Origin of the sequence: Streptomyces sp. NBC_01717 (assembly GCF_036248255.1) — a bacterium.
GTDB lineage: Bacteria > Actinomycetota > Actinomycetes > Streptomycetales > Streptomycetaceae > Streptomyces.
In genome coordinates this window covers 2,788,442-2,803,151 of sequence record NZ_CP109178.1, presented here as the reverse complement: position 1 = coordinate 2,803,151, position 14,710 = coordinate 2,788,442, and the positions used below count along the sequence as shown (strand labels likewise).

11 protein-coding genes are annotated in these 14,710 nt (G+C 68.8%); 8 read left to right on the top strand and 3 right to left on the bottom strand.

The genetic code is table 11. The features are described 5' to 3' along the window. Nucleotides 1–7 precede the first annotated feature (7 nt). Nucleotides 8–628 carry a hypothetical protein gene (locus OHB49_RS12710; RefSeq protein WP_329160322.1) on the top strand — a complete coding sequence of 207 codons (621 nt, stop codon included), beginning with the start codon at nt 8–10 and terminating at the stop codon, nt 626–628. A gap of 66 nt (nt 629–694) precedes the next feature. Here OHB49_RS12710 and OHB49_RS12705 read toward each other — a convergent pair whose 3' ends face one another. Both OHB49_RS12705 and OHB49_RS12700 read right to left on the bottom strand, forming a co-directional pair. Next, a complete protein-coding gene (locus OHB49_RS12705; RefSeq protein ID WP_329160321.1) occupies nt 695–1,318 on the bottom strand; it encodes a hypothetical protein in 624 nt (207 codons plus the stop codon). A gap of 217 nt (nt 1,319–1,535) precedes the next feature. Next, nucleotides 1,536–3,707 carry a RecQ family ATP-dependent DNA helicase gene (locus tag OHB49_RS12700; RefSeq protein WP_329160320.1) on the bottom strand — a complete coding sequence of 724 codons (2,172 nt, stop codon included), beginning with the start codon at nt 3,705–3,707 and terminating at the stop codon, nt 1,536–1,538. Between the two features lie 110 nt (nt 3,708–3,817). Between OHB49_RS12700 and OHB49_RS12695 the strand changes: the two genes are divergently transcribed. The 6 genes from OHB49_RS12695 to OHB49_RS12670 all read left to right on the top strand — a co-directional run bounded on the left by OHB49_RS12695 (nt 3,818) and on the right by OHB49_RS12670 (nt 11,805). Continuing rightward, the gene (locus OHB49_RS12695) at nt 3,818–5,128 is read left to right on the top strand and encodes a DUF4192 domain-containing protein (RefSeq protein ID WP_329160319.1); all 1,311 of its coding nucleotides are present in this window, start codon (nt 3,818–3,820) and stop codon (nt 5,126–5,128) included. 136 nt (nt 5,129–5,264) lie between these two features. Then, nucleotides 5,265–6,029, top strand: a complete 765-nt coding sequence (locus OHB49_RS12690) for an NUDIX hydrolase (protein WP_030974075.1) — start codon at nt 5,265–5,267, stop codon at nt 6,027–6,029. 111 nt (nt 6,030–6,140) lie between these two features. Beyond that, complete coding sequence (locus tag OHB49_RS12685; RefSeq protein WP_329160316.1) at nt 6,141–7,922, top strand: ATP-binding cassette domain-containing protein; 1,782 nt, start codon at nt 6,141–6,143, stop codon at nt 7,920–7,922. 181 nt (nt 7,923–8,103) lie between these two features. Beyond that, nucleotides 8,104–8,970 carry a FadR/GntR family transcriptional regulator gene (locus tag OHB49_RS12680; protein WP_030974071.1) on the top strand — a complete coding sequence of 289 codons (867 nt, stop codon included), beginning with the start codon at nt 8,104–8,106 and terminating at the stop codon, nt 8,968–8,970. A 323-nt stretch (nt 8,971–9,293) separates the two neighbouring features. Further along, complete coding sequence (locus OHB49_RS12675) at nt 9,294–10,844, top strand: RNA polymerase sigma factor (protein ID WP_030927180.1); 1,551 nt, start codon at nt 9,294–9,296, stop codon at nt 10,842–10,844. A 130-nt stretch (nt 10,845–10,974) separates the two neighbouring features. Continuing rightward, a complete protein-coding gene (locus tag OHB49_RS12670; protein ID WP_329160315.1) occupies nt 10,975–11,805 on the top strand; it encodes a S1 family peptidase in 831 nt (276 codons plus the stop codon). 104 nt (nt 11,806–11,909) lie between these two features. Here OHB49_RS12670 and OHB49_RS12665 read toward each other — a convergent pair whose 3' ends face one another. Next, nucleotides 11,910–12,143 (bottom strand): DUF7455 domain-containing protein, encoded by a 234-nt coding sequence (locus OHB49_RS12665; RefSeq protein WP_030927184.1) that lies wholly within the window; start codon nt 12,141–12,143, stop codon nt 11,910–11,912. A 439-nt stretch (nt 12,144–12,582) separates the two neighbouring features. Here OHB49_RS12665 and OHB49_RS12660 point away from each other — a divergent pair, with 439 nt between their 5' ends. Beyond that, nucleotides 12,583–14,703, top strand: a complete 2,121-nt coding sequence (locus tag OHB49_RS12660) for a DNA gyrase/topoisomerase IV subunit B (protein ID WP_329160314.1) — start codon at nt 12,583–12,585, stop codon at nt 14,701–14,703. Nucleotides 14,704–14,710: the final 7 nt, after the last annotated feature.

The following is a 14,710-nucleotide window of genomic DNA, read 5'->3' as shown; positions in this document are numbered from 1 at the left end:
ACCACCCATGCCTCTCATCCCCGAGGAGCCTCAGATTCACGAGAGCGCCCAGGGTCCCCGCGTCACTTCGGCCACAGGCCGTACCGCGCCGACCCCCCGTCCCGTACCCGGTCCGCGTTCCGCGGCCACGCCGCGCCCCGGTCGTCCGGGGCCCGGTCCCGCGAGGCCCGCGCCCCCGGCGCAGCGCCCGCACCCCACCGCCGGTCAGTCCCCGGCGGCCCGCTCGGAGAACCGTTCGGTGCCGCAGATCCAGCTGATCCCGGCCTCGGCCGGCGGTGCGCTCGACGCCGCCGACGAGGCAGTCGATCTGCTGCTCGACTCCGGACGCGCACCGGGCGACATCCTGGTGCTCACCACCGGCGAACATCACCCGTGGGCCGCGCACGAGCTGTCCTTCGGAGAGGCCGCCTACTGGGCCCAGCACGAGGCCGGTGAGGATGTCTTCTTCGCCGGTGCCGAGGGCGCGGACCGGGTGCAGGCCCGTCCCGTGGTGATCGTCGCGGTCAACGGAGCAGCCGATGACGCCGCCGCCCGTGCGCTGCTCCTCGCGCAGAAGCGCGCCGGGGCGCTGCTGATCGTCTGCGGTGACCCGCAGCAGATCAACACCGTGCTCGGCGTCGGCGTCTGAGCCGTTAGGCACGTACGACCGTGGTGACCCGGCTGCCCGACGGGGCGGCCGGGCCGACGGCTCGGGTCAGCGGGCCGCGGTACGGCGCAGTGCCTCCGTCGCCCCGCCACCGGTGCGCAGCGGGAACGGGTCGCGATCACCCACCGTGTCGGCGAGAGACGAAGGCGCTGACGTGGAGTTGGGCCGACGGCCACCGCGGCCCTCGCCCAGCACCTGCCACCCGCCATGGGTCAGCGTGATGTACGCGCCGCACCGAAGGCCGTGCAGCGTGCAGGCGTCTCGCAGACCCCACATCCACGCCCCGTCCTCCTCCGTCCATCGCTCGTCCCCCTCGCGGCAGTAGAGCAGTACCGCAGTCCGGACGGGCGTGCGGCGTCGCAGATCGTGCGGGATGACCCGGCGCAGATGCGCCAGCAGCGCGTTACGGAACTCCCAGCCGTCCGCGGCTACGGAGCGGCGGGTGAACGACGCGCTGGCCGTGAGGCGTTCCTCATGGTCGAGTACGGCGACGACGGCAGTTGTTGGAGTCGGCCGGTGCCGGGCGTGCAGTCCGCTGACGACCTCGCGCGGGCTGCGCAGCAACGGTATGCCCGCAGCGGCCCATTCGGCCGGTTCGAGCATTCTGGCAAGGCGGTTGGCGGAGTCGGCGGACACCGAAGTGGCTGCGGACGGAGCGAATCCGAAGGTCACGGTCCTCCCTTCGCATACGCGCCCACGGTGCGGGCAGGGTCGGGTGGGGGCGCACCGCGGCACAGCCCTTCCGGGCCGCGAAAGGACCGTGCGGGGAGCGAGTTCAATTCTCGCTGGCGTATCGGCAGGCGGCAACGAGCAATTGGCGAGGCTGACGGGAATCAGCCGGAATGACACGGATATCCCTGCCCAGATCGTGGACGGGTGACGCCCCGTCTCACGCCTGAACAGCGAGGACCAGCGGAAACACTCCCTCCGCCCCTGCCCGGCGCAGCAGCCGGGATGCCACGGCAAGCGTCCAGCCGGTGTCCGAGAGATCGTCCACGAGCAGTACCGGGCCCCCCGCCGACGCCAACGCCTCGGCCAGCTCCGGCTCCACGACGAGCGCCTCGTGCAGAGCCCGCACCCGCTGCGCACTGTTGGTCCGGGAGATCCGTACCTCGGCCGCTCCTGGCGCGTAGGTGACGCTGCCGAGCAGTGGCATCCGGCCGACCTCGGCGATACGGCTGCCGAGTGACTGGATGAGCTGTGGCCTGCTGTGCGAGGCGACCGTGACGACGCCGACGGGCCGGGGTGCGGCATCGGCGGTGCCGGATGCCCAGCCACCCGGCGCCTTGGCCCAGTCGACCAGTACTGTCACCACCGCGCTCGCCACATCGTCGGGTACCGGGGCGTCCTGCGTCTGCGCCGCGAGCATCGGACGCAGCCGGTTGCCCCAGCCGATGTCGGAGAGCCGGCCGAGGGCGCGCCCCGAGAAGGACAGTTCGCCCGCCGGGATACGGCCCTTGAGATCGACGCCCACCGCGGCGAGACCGGTCGGCCACATCTTGCGGGGCTCCACCTCCACACCGGGCCTGCCGAGCTCGCCTCGGGCGGTGTCCAGAGCGGCCGTCGACACCTGGTCGTCGAAGCGCGCGCCCGCGCAGTTGTCACAGCGTCCGCAGGCCGCCGCTTCCTCGTCGTCCAGCTGGCGACGGAGGAACTCCATCCGGCACCCGGTCGTCGTTGCGTAGTCGCGCATCGCCTGCTGCTCGGCGGACCGTTGGCGTGCCACCCAGGCATAGCGCTCGGAGTCGTAGACCCAGGGCTCTCCCGTGGCGATCCAGCCGCCCTTCACCCGCTTGACCGCACCGTCGACGTCGAGGACCTTGAGCATCGTCTCCAGGCGGGTGCGCCGCAGCTCGACCAGCGGCTCCAGAGCAGGCAGCGAGAGCGGCCGGCCGGCCTGGGCGAGCACATCGATCGTCCGCCGGACCTGCTCCTCCGGGGGGAAGGCAACCGATGCGAAGTACTGCCAGATCGCCTCGTCCTCCCTGCCCGGGAGCAGTAGCACCTCGGCATGCTCGACGCCTCGGCCCGCGCGACCCACCTGCTGGTAGTAGGCGATGGGGGAGGAGGGGGAGCCGAGGTGCACGACGAAGCCGAGGTCGGGCTTGTCGAATCCCATACCGAGCGCGGACGTTGCGACCAGGGCCTTGACCCGGTTGGCCAGGAGATCGTCCTCCGCCTGCTGCCGGTCTGCGTTCTCGGTGCGGCCGGTGTAGGAGGCCACGGTGTGCCCGCACTGGCGCAGATACGCCGTGATCTCCTCGGCGGCCGCGACGGTGAGCGTGTAGATGATCCCGGAGCCGGGGAGCTCCTTGAGATGATCACCCAGCCAGGCCAGCCGGTGTGCGGCGTTCGGCAGTTGGAGCACGCCGAGGCTGAGACTCTCGCGGTCGAGAGGCCCGCGCAGCACCAGCGCGTCCGTGCCCGCGCCCGTACCGAGCTGCTCGGCGACATCCGCGGTCACCCGTGCGTTCGCAGTGGCGGTCGTCGCGAGCACGGGTACGCCCGCCGGTAGATCGGCGAGCATGGTCCGCAGCCGGCGGTAATCCGGCCGGAAGTCGTGGCCCCAGTCGGAGATGCAGTGCGCCTCGTCGACCACGAGCAGCCCGGTTGCGGCAGCGAGCCGGGGCAGGACCTGGTCCCGGAAGTCGGGGTTGTTGAGCCGCTCGGGGCTGACGAGCAGCACATCCACCTCCCCTGCTGCCACCTCGGCCTGGACGGTGTCCCACTCCTCGGTGTTGGACGAGTTGATCGTGCGGGCGGTGATCCCGGCCCGGGCCGCGGCCGCCACCTGGTTACGCATCAGTGCGAGCAACGGCGAGACGATCACCGTCGGGCCGCTGCCCTGCGCCCGCAGCAGTGAGGTCGCGACGAAATACACGGCGGACTTGCCCCAGCCGGTCCGCTGGACGACCAGCGCTCTGCGTCTGTCCGCGACCAGCGCCTCGATGGCCCGCCACTGGTCCTCGCGCAGCCGAGCGGTGTCGGTGGTGTCCCCGACGAGTCGGGCGAGTACGGAATCGGCCGAAGCCCTGAGCTCTGCGCGGTCTGCGTTGGTCATGCCCCCATGCAACCCGATGGCTGTGACAAACCGCGAACGACCCCGCGGCCCTGTGGATAACTTATCCACAGGGGGTCGCGGAATTCTGCCGCTCGCGGGACGGTCGTGCCATGAACAAGCACCACGAATCCACCGGGCCGGCCGACGAGCAGCAGATCACTCTGCGAGGGCCTGCCGAACTCGCCGATGCCCTCCCGTATCTCATGGGGTTCTATCCGAACGACAGTGTGGTCATGGTCGCCCTGCACGGCGGCCGCGGCCGCTTCGGCGGGCGGCTCAGGCTCGGAATTCCGCAGTCACCGCAAGAATGGCCGTCCACCGCTGAGCAACTCGCCGAGTGCCTGGTCAAGGGCAGCGAGCGGCGCGGGGAGCGTCCCGATGCGATCGTCATCTTTCTCTGTCAGGACCCTGCCGACGGGGAGATCCCGGGGCAGGTGATGGAGCGGCTGCGGCCGCTGGCCCAACGTCTGCGCACGGCCTGCGGAGCACTGGACGTACCCGTACTCGAAGCGCTCTGCATCTCCGACGGCCGCTACTGGTCCTACTGCTGCCCCGACCCGCGCTGCTGTCCGGCCGAGGGGAAGTCGCTTTCCCTTCCCGGCACCTCGGTGATGGCGGCCGCCGCCACCTATGCGGGCATTCAAGTGCGTGGATCTCTGCGGGAGATGGAAGCCAGGCTCATGCCCCTGAAGACCCCGTCCGTGGCGGATCAGCCACAGGCTCTGGACGCGGCGGGCGCCGCACTGGTTCCGAGGATCCTCGACGAGGAGGGACGCAAGGAGGTGGCTCGGGAGACGCTGGTGCTCGCCCGTGCTCTGATGAAACGCCTTCGGGAGGCGCCGACGACGGCGCCCTCCGCTGCGGACATCCAGGACGACTCACTGATCAGCCATGACGAGGCCGCCGCGGTGATCCTCGGCCTTCAGGACCGGGAGACCCGGGACAAGGCCGCCGAATGGATGGAGGGGCCCGAAGCGGAATCTGCGTTGCGGTTGTGGCGGGCGCTCTCGCGTCGTTGCGTCGGACCGTACGGGGAGCATGCCGCGGCGCCGCTCACCCTGACGGGCTGGGTCGCCTGGTCCACCGGCGACGAACCGGGTGCGCGGGTCGCCCTGGGCCTGGCCATGCAGGCGGACCCCGAGTACACCTTTGCCCAACTTCTCCACCAGGCGTGCAACCAGGGACTCGACCCGGAGACCCTGCGTCGTTGTCTGCGTGGAGAGCGCAGTGACCGGACGGGCCGGAGCACTCACCGTACGGAGCGGAGCGCGGCGCCCCGCGCGGTACGCCCGCGGGCCGTGACGCGGAAGCGGGCGCAGCCCGGCTCCGTCCGTCCCGGAACGAGGGTTGCGCGAAGGCGTGCCCGGGGGGAGTCGCGGGCGGATGGCCGGGGCGGGACCAAGAGCGGTCGACAGCCGTGACCGGGCGCGCGGCCTTGCGCCTGACGTCAGGAGCAAGGCGTGTGGAGGGAATGGGCAGCGCGGCACTTGGTCCGGAACGAATGAAGAGCATGACGAAGGGAGTGTTTATCGTCAGGCAGACGACTATGATCACGGCATGCCGCCCTACGACCCGTCGACCTTCCCGCCCTTCGCTGTCACCGTCGACCTCGTTGTGCTCACCGTGCGCCGCCATGCGTTGTGCGCGCTGGTGGTTCGCCGTGGCGAGTCGCCGTTCCAGGGCCGATGGGCGCTGCCCGGGGGCTTCGTCAAGGCCGATGAGGACCTCGGGGCCGCGGCGGCACGCGAGCTGGCTGAGGAAACCGGGCTGTGCGCCCACGACCCGGCAGCCCCGGCCGTCGGGAACGGTGCCCATCTCGAACAGCTGGCCACCTACGGCGACCCGAAGCGGGACCCGCGGATGCGGGTCGTCAGCGTCGCCCACCTCGCACTGGCGCCCGACCTGCCCGCCCCCCGTGCGGGCGGTGATGCGAACAGTGCGCGGTGGGCGCCTGTCGACGACCTGCTCGGACCGGAGGGTGGCTACGGTCGCGAGGGCGAGCAGCAGGCCCCGCTGGCCTTCGACCATGCGCAGATCCTCGCCGACGGTGTCGAGCGGGCCCGTTCCAAGATCGAGTACTCCTCGTTGGCCACCGCCTTCTGTCCGCCGGCGTTTACGGTCGGCGAACTCCGTCGGGTGTACGAGGCGGTGTGGGGCGTGGTCCTCGATCCGCGGAACTTCCACCGCAAGGTAACGGGCACGCCCGGATTCCTGGTGCCCTCCGGCGGAACCACCACCCGCCAGGGCGGGCGTCCGGCCCAGCTTTTCCGGGCCGGTGCGGCCACGGTGCTCAATCCGCCGATGCTGAGGCCCGAAGTCTGACCTGCGGAACGCCCGCGAGTCCGGCGCTGCGCTAAAAGTCCTAAATGTCGCGTTATCTTGCTGCGGTAATCACCCTGCCGCCGAGCGGTCTCACCTTCCGCGAGAGAAGCGATGCTCCAGGCCATCGGACTCACCAGTGCTCCCCACCGCGGCCGTCCGCCCGCCGTGGACGACCTCACTTTCGAAGCCACGCCGGGCGCCGTCACCGCACTCCTCGGTGCCCCCGGCTCCGGCAAGACCATGGCCCTTCGTCTGATGCTCGACATCGAATCGGGGCGGGGGGTCACCTACTTCCGCGGCAGACCCCTGCACCGCATCCCGCACCCCGCCCGTGAGGTGGGGGTGCTTCTCGGAGACGTACCCGGTCATCCCGCTCGAACCGCCCGTGGCCAGCTCCGCATGCTCTGCGCCGCCGCGGGGGTGCCCGCCTCCCGGGCCGACGAGCTGCTCGAGACGGTCGGCCTCGCCGCGCTCCGTGACCAGCGCATCGGCGCGATGTCGGTCGGCATGGACCGGAGGCTCGGCCTTGCTGCGGCGCTGCTCGGCGACCCTCATGCACTGATCCTCGACGATCCCGGAGAGGGGCTCTCCCCACACGAGAAGAACTGGTTGCACGGGCTGCTCCGTGCCCATGCCGCCCGGGGCGGGACGGTTCTCTACACCACCCGCGACCCCAAGGAGGCCGCGCGTGCGGCCGACCACGTGGTCACGCTCGACGCCGGACGTCTCGTCGCCGACCAGGGAAGCGCCGCCTTCTCCCGTACCCGGCTGCGCCCCCGCGTCGTTGTCCGTACTCCGCACGCTGCCCGGCTCGCCACGGTGGTCAGCCGTGAGGCGGGCGCGGCGCAGCGCTCCGTCGAGGTGGTCGCCGAAGCGAGTAGTTGTCTGTCGGTGTACGGCAGCAGTTGCGCGGAGATCGGCGACACGGCATTCCGTCACGGCGTACCCGTTCATCAACTGGCCGACGAGGTCGGTGACACCGGCCCGGTCACCACCGGCCCTTCCGGACCAGAGGCTGTACCTCGTCCGGAGTCGCCGGCCACCGATCCGGATGCCGGACCGGGGCCCGCGTCACGCGGATCCGCGTCGGAACTGCCGCCGCCGGTCCGACGGCGTCCGGCCCGTGGGCCGCTCCAACCGCTGCGCTACGAACTGCGCCGACTCTTCGGCGTCAGAACAACGACGGTGATCATGGTTGTCGTTCTGGTCGTCTCGGTCGCGCTCTCGGTCCTGCTCTCCCGCGGCGGCCATGCCCGGCTCCCCGATGTGCTCGCCGCCTGGCCGTCGACGCTGCCGTTGCCGCCCGTCGCGTTCGGCGCCGGGCTGCTCGGAGCGCTCTCGTTCGGTGACGAGTTCCGCTACCCCGCGCTCGCGGCGGGTCGAGGTACTGTTCCCCGCCGCATCGGCCTGCTGCTGGCCAAGCTGCTTGTTTCGGCGGGCGTCGCGGTGCTGCTCGCACTGCTGACCGTTCTGGCATCCGAGGGAGCCCTCCATCTCTTGTACGGAGGCGACTTGATCCGTGTCCCGCCGAATGCGACGTATCTTGGGGCGAGTTGGGCGGCCGTGAACGTGGGGTGCGCCTGGGCCGGTCTGCTGGCCGCCGGAATCTTCAGGGTGACGTCCGCCGGACTTGCCGCGGTACTCGCCGTTCCCGTGCTCGTCGTCCCACTCATGGAGAAGGTGCCGGCGGGGCCGGCCGCACATTCGATGCTCGGACTTCCGGCCAGGCTCCGCGAGCTGGCCTGGGTGCAGTGGCCGCACGTGGTGGATCGATGGATGACGGGTGTCGTGCGCATGGTGGTGCACCCGGTGGGGGTGGCGCTGTCATTGTCGCTCTCGGTCCTGATCTGCGCGTATTTGTTCACCAGTCTTCGCGGCAGGGTTCGTTGGTGATCGCGGAACATGGCCAGACTGTCGAGGGGCGCGAAATTCCTTGAGAAGTGCCCGTTTTGTGTAGATAAGGCGTCAATTGGGGGGCTGGCGCTGATCACCCTTTCGTGTGCTTTTCACCAAAGACCTCAAGGGGTGGCTGGGCCGCGCCGACAAAGGATGCGTGAGTACCCTTGCGCACACCATGATGACCGCCGCCCGCTCCGTCGACTCCGGCCTCGCCGGCTCGGGTGATCTCGATCGCTACCCCTATACGGAGGCGCCGGCCGGCGAGCATGCAGCCGTCCGTTCATGGGACGGCGCCGACGCCGAGCTGGGCCGGGTGGGCCGACGGGGCTCGGCGAGCCGCGGCCGCGGCCTCCACGGCCAACTCGTTCAGCAGCTGGGTCAGATGATCGTCTCCGGTGATCTGGGCGCCGACCGACCGCTCGTGCCGGAGGAGATCGGCCAGCGTTTCGAGGTCTCCCGCACCGTCGTACGCGAGTCACTGCGCGTTCTTGAGGCCAAAGGTCTGGTCAGTGCCCGGCCGAACGTGGGTACCCGGGTCCGCCCGGTCAGTGACTGGAATCTGCTGGACCCCGACATCATCGAGTGGCGAGCTTTCGGTCCGCAGCGCGACGACCAGCGTCGTGAGCTCGGTGAGCTCCGATGGACGATCGAGCCGCTCGCCGCTCGCCTGGCCGCCGGTCACGGTCGCGAGGACATCCAGCAGCGCCTCGGTGACATGGTCGAGATCATGGGGCACGCGGTCGCCCAGGGTGACGGGATCACCTGCTCCCGGGCCGATGCCGAGTTCCACTCCCTGCTCATCCAGGCGGCCGGCAATCGCATGCTTGAACACCTCTCCGGCATCGTTTCCGCCGCCCTGCAGGTCTCGGGCGGTCCGATCACGGCCTGCGACCGTCCCGGCGAGGCGTCCCTCGGCCACCATGCCCGGATCGTCGAGGCCCTCGCCACCGGAGACGCGACGGGTGCCGAGGCGGCCATGCGCCAACTTCTTGTCGTCCACCCGGAGGTGGAGCGAGTGGTGCCGGCGCCGCGCGAGCACTGAGCGCAACGCGGCCAGGGTCACGGACAACGTGTCGCCGGATCCTCGCGGTCCGGCGGCACAATTGTGGAGAGATGTCGTTCCTGGTCATGTTCGTCGCAAATGAGGTGTGACTCGGGCCACGCGGATTGGGCGTAACACTCCTCGAGACAGTGCGATGACTTAAGAGGTGACCGCCGCGGAAGGAATACAGCAGCCATTGGGCGCGCTGTGCAGTTCTGAGGCCAAGCCCGCGCCGTCGGTATATTCCCAGCCCGGCGGTCGTCGGTTCCAGCCCTCTCCCGGGCCGGGCCGGAAGCCGTTTCCATCGTTCCGAGAGGTTGTTCGTGTCGGCCAGCACATCCCGTACGCTCCCGCCGGAGATCGCCGAGTCAGAGTCTGTGATGGCGCTCATCGAGCGGGGAAAGGCTGATGGGCAGATCGCCGGCGATGACGTGCGTCGGGCCTTCGAGGCTGACCAGATTCCGCCAACCCAGTGGAAGAATGTTCTGCGCAGCCTCAACCAGATCCTCGAGGAAGAGGGTGTGACGCTGATGGTCAGTGCCGCGGAGTCGCCGAAACGCGCCCGCAAGAGCGTCGCAGCGAAGAGCCCGGTCAAGCGCACCGCCACCAAGACTGTCGCGGCCAAGACGACCGTGACGAGGACCGTCGCGGCCACCGCCGCCCCGTCGGCCGAGACCGTGGACGTGGTGGCCGACGACGCCGCCGCGGCCAGCCCTGCGAAGAAGGTGGCAGCCAAGAAGACGGCTGCCAAGAAGACCGCCGTGAAGAAGACGGCGGCCAAGAAGACAGCAACGAAGAAGTCCGGCAAGAAGGACGCCGACGAGCTGCTCGACGGCGACGAGGCGACCGAGGAAGTACAGGTCGGCAAGGGCGACGAAGAGGAGGGCGAGGGCGAGACCAAGGGCTTCGTCCTCTCCGACGACGACGAGGACGACGCTCCTGCGCAGCAGGTCGCCGTCGCCGGCGCCACGGCCGACCCGGTCAAGGACTACCTGAAGCAGATCGGCAAGGTTCCCCTCCTCAACGCCGAGCAGGAGGTCGAGCTCGCCAAGCGCATCGAGGCGGGTCTGTTCGCCGAGGACAAGCTGGCGAACTCCGACAAGCTCGCGCCGAAGCTCAAGCGCGAGCTGGAGATCATCGCCGAGGACGGCCGTCGAGCCAAGAACCACCTGCTGGAGGCCAACCTCCGTCTCGTGGTCTCGCTGGCCAAGCGCTACACCGGCCGCGGCATGCTCTTCCTGGACCTGATCCAGGAGGGCAACCTCGGTCTGATCCGCGCGGTCGAGAAGTTCGACTACACCAAGGGCTACAAGTTCTCCACGTATGCCACCTGGTGGATCCGTCAGGCGATCACCCGCGCCATGGCCGACCAGGCCCGCACCATCCGTATCCCGGTGCACATGGTCGAGGTCATCAACAAGCTCGCGCGCGTGCAGCGCCAGATGCTCCAGGACCTGGGCCGCGAGCCCACCCCGGAGGAGCTGGCCAAGGAACTCGACATGACCCCTGAGAAGGTCATCGAGGTCCAGAAGTACGGTCGTGAGCCGATCTCCCTCCACACCCCGCTGGGTGAGGACGGGGACAGTGAGTTCGGTGACCTGATCGAGGACTCCGAGGCGGTCGTCCCGGCCGACGCGGTCAGCTTCACGCTCCTCCAGGAGCAGCTGCACTCGGTGCTCGACACGCTCTCCGAGCGTGAGGCGGGCGTGGTCTCGATGCGCTTCGGTCTCACCGACGGTCAGCCGAAGACCCTCGACGAGATCGGCAAGGTCTACGGCGTGACGCGTGAGCGCATTCGCCAGATCGAGTCGAAGACCATGTCGAAGCTGCGCCACCCGTCGCGTTCGCAGGTGCTGCGCGACTACCTCGACTAGGTCGCAGGAGTACATAGGCCAAGGGCCCGGTTCCGATGGGAACCGGGCCCTTGGCCTATGTGCAGGTGCGGTCGCCGACGGGCTGAATGACTCTGAGTGGGCATGATCCATCACAGAGTCAGGAGTACGCATGTTCCGCACCGTCGCCCACGCCATGACCGGGGCCCTTGCCCTGACTGCCTGCGCGGTCGTGATACCGCTCGGCTCCCCGGTTCCGGCGGCTGCGGACAGCATTGTCATCGGTGGGCAGCCCGCTCACGTCAAGGACAGTCCCTGGGTCGTCGCGCTGTCCAGCCGTGACCGTTTCGGAGGTACCCGCGCGGGCCAGTTCTGCGGCGCCGTGATGGTGACTCCCACGAAGGCGCTGACTGCCGCGCACTGCCTGAACCAGGAGGAGCTCGGCACCGACGTGAGCCAGGCGAGCGATCTGCGGATCATCGCCGGGCGGGACGAGCTGAATGGGACCGGAGGTCATGAGATCGCGGTGAAAGGGACCTGGATCAACCCGGGATACGACCGCACGACCAATGTCGGCGATCTGGCGGTGCTCACCCTGGCCAACGCGCTTCCCGAGCAGAGCGTGATCCCGATGGCCCAGACCGGCGACCAGGCCTATGAGCCGGCTGCCGGCGCCTTGGTCTATGGATGGGGTGACACGACAGGTCGCGGTGACTTTGCGTCGTCTCTCCGATCCACCCAGGTGAGCATCCTTCCGGACAGCACGTGCGAGCGGGCCTACCCCGGGGGCAGAGCGGGGAAGTACAAGGCCTCGGCGATGCTCTGTGCGGGCGACCCGCTGGGCGGGCACGATGCGTGCCAGGGAGACAGCGGAGGGCCGCTGGTCGCCCGCGGGCGACTCGTCGGACTGGTCTCCTGGGGGAACGGCTGCGGGCTCCCGGGCACTCCCGGCGTCTACACGCGCATTTCCGCCGCCATCGGGTGGATGGCGGGCAGTAGCTGACCGGCACCGCTCCGCGGGTATGAGAACGGGCGCCTCCCCCTCGCAGGGGAAGGCGCCCGTCGTCCGTAAGGAACCGGACCCTGGCTCGTCGTGGATGCGAGGTGTCAGTGTTGTTCCTCTTCGGCGGCATTGGCCTGCACGGCCGTCAGCCGGTCCGTCTCATCCTGTATTTCCGCGGCGATCTTCTTGAGTTCCGGCTCGAACTTGCGACCGTGGTGGGCGCAGAAGAGCAGTTCACCGCCGCTGATCAGGACGACGCGCAGATATGCCTGGGCGCCGCAACGGTCACAGCGGTCTGCTGCGGTCAGCGGGCTCGCGGGGGTCAGAACAGTAGTCACGTCGCCTCTTCTCTAGCTCGACGAGCTGTCGTACCAGGGTCAACATCCAACCAGGCCGAAAACGTTCCCGCTCGTGGCTTTTCTTCGAAACTTCTTCTCAAAATGGCTGTCTGTTGCCGGTTGGCGGCGAATGTGCCGTATTGCGTAGCGCTACGGTTTCGCGTTGCTTGTCTTGGTCGGTAGTCCGTCCGGCCGGCTTGCCGGTTTGTTCATGAGGACGTGCCCGGAGCCTAAATGGTTCATGCCTCGAAGGGAACGTGATGTGCGCGTCACTCCAACGAGGGATCGAACGCGTATGCGAGGCTGGACTACTGTGAGCATTCCCCCGAGGGTGGCGTTACAACCGCTCTACCAGGCCTCGGTACGCTCTCAGCGGCTACCGAAGCCGAGCCCGTTACCCACTCGGGCCCCAAATGAAATTCAGCGAGGAGCGAACCGCGTGACCGCCGATACGTCCGTGCCGTCCACTGCGCTGCTGACCGGAGCAGACCAAGACGGCTCCAACTACACCGCGCGGCACCTTCTCGTACTCGAGGGGCTCGAAGCGGTGCGTAAGCGCCCCGGGATGTACATCGGGTCGACTGACAGCCGCGGCCTCATGCACTGCCTCTGGGAGATCATCGACAACTCGGTCGACGAGGCTCTCGGCGGCCACTGCGATCACATCGAGGTCATCCTTCACGACGACAACTCCGTCGAGGTCCGGGACAACGGCCGCGGCATCCCGGTCGACGTGGAGCCCAAGACCGGCCTGTCCGGTATCGAAGTCGTGATGACCAAGCTGCACGCCGGCGGCAAGTTCGGTGGCGGCTCGTACGCCGCGTCGGGCGGTCTGCACGGCGTCGGCGCTTCCGTCGTCAACGCGCTCTCGGCCCGGCTCGACGTCGAGGTCGACCGCAACAGCGCGACCCACTCGATCAGCTTCCGGCGCGGCGTTCCGGGTATCTTCACCGAGCAGGGGCCGGACAGCCCGTTCGACCCGGCCAACGGTCTCCGCAAGGGGAAGCGGGTACCGAAGACGCGTACCGGCACCAGGGTGCGCTACTGGGCGGACCGGCAGATCTTCCTCAAGGACGCCAAGCTCGGTCTGGAGACGCTGCACCAGCGGGCGCGGCAGACGGCCTTCCTCGTCCCCGGCCTCACGATCGTCGTGCGCGACGAGCGCGGTCTCGACGGTGAGGGCAAGACCGAGGAGACGTTCCGCTTCGACGGCGGGATCAGCGAATTCTGCGAGTACCTCGCGCAGGACAAGGCCGTCTGCGACGTTCTGCGCCTGACCGGTCAGGGCACCTTCAAGGAGACCGTGCCGGTCCTGGACGAGCGCGGGCACATGACGGCGACCGAGGTCACCCGTGAGCTCGTCGTCGACATCGCCATGCGCTGGGGCACCGGGTACGACACCAACCTCAAGTCCTTCGTCAACATCATCGCCACCCCCAAGGGCGGCACCCATGTGACCGGCTTCGAACGCTCCGTGACCAAGACGGTCAACGAGGTGCTCCGCTCCGCGAAGCTGCTGCGCGTCGCCGAGGACGACATCGTCAAGGACGACGCCTTGGAGGGCCTCACCGCGGTCGTCACCGTACGGCTGGCGGAACCGCAGTTCGAGGGTCAGACCAAGGAGGTGCTCGGCACCTCGGCCGCCAACCGGATCGTCGCCAATGTCGTGGCCAAGGAACTCAAGGCGTTCCTGACCTCCACCAAGCGTGATGCCAAGGCGCAGGCCAGGGCGGTCCTGGACAAGGCGGTGGCCGCCGCGCGGACCCGCATCGCGGCCCGTCAGCACAAGGACGCGCAGCGCCGGAAGACGGCCCTGGAGTCCTCCTCGCTGCCGGCCAAGCTTGCCGACTGCCGCAGTGACGACGTGGAGCGCAGTGAGCTGTTCATCGTCGAGGGAGACTCGGCGCTGGGTACTGCCAAGCTCGCCCGGAACTCCGAGTTCCAGGCACTGCTGCCGATTCGCGGCAAGATTCTCAACGTCCAGAAGGCGTCCGTCACGGACATGCTCAAGAACGCTGAGTGCGGCGCGATCATCCAGGTCATAGGAGCGGGGTCAGGCCGGACCTTCGACATCGACGCGGCTCGCTACGGGAAGATCATCCTTCTCGTCGACGCCGATGTCGACGGCGCGCACATCCGCATTCTGCTGCTCACTCTCTTCCAGCGCTACATGCGGCCCATGGTCGAGGCGGGCCGGGTCTTCGCGGCGGTGCCGCCGCTGCACCGGATCGAGCTCAGTCAGCCGAAGAAGGGCCAGGACAAGTACATCTACACGTACTCGGACCGCGAGCTGCGGGATACGCTCCTGGAGCTGCAGCGGAAGAACGTGCGCTACAAGGACTCGATCCAGCGGTACAAGGGTCTCGGCGAGATGGATGCCGATCAGCTGGCGGAGACCACGATGGATCCGCGTCACCGCACGCTGCGGCGGATCAACATCGGCGACCTGGAATCGTCCGAGCAGGTCTTCGATCTGCTGATGGGCAACGAGGTCGCGCCCCGCAAGGAGTTCATCTCCAACTCGGCAGCCACGCTGGACCGCTCGCGCATCGACGCATGACCGGCAG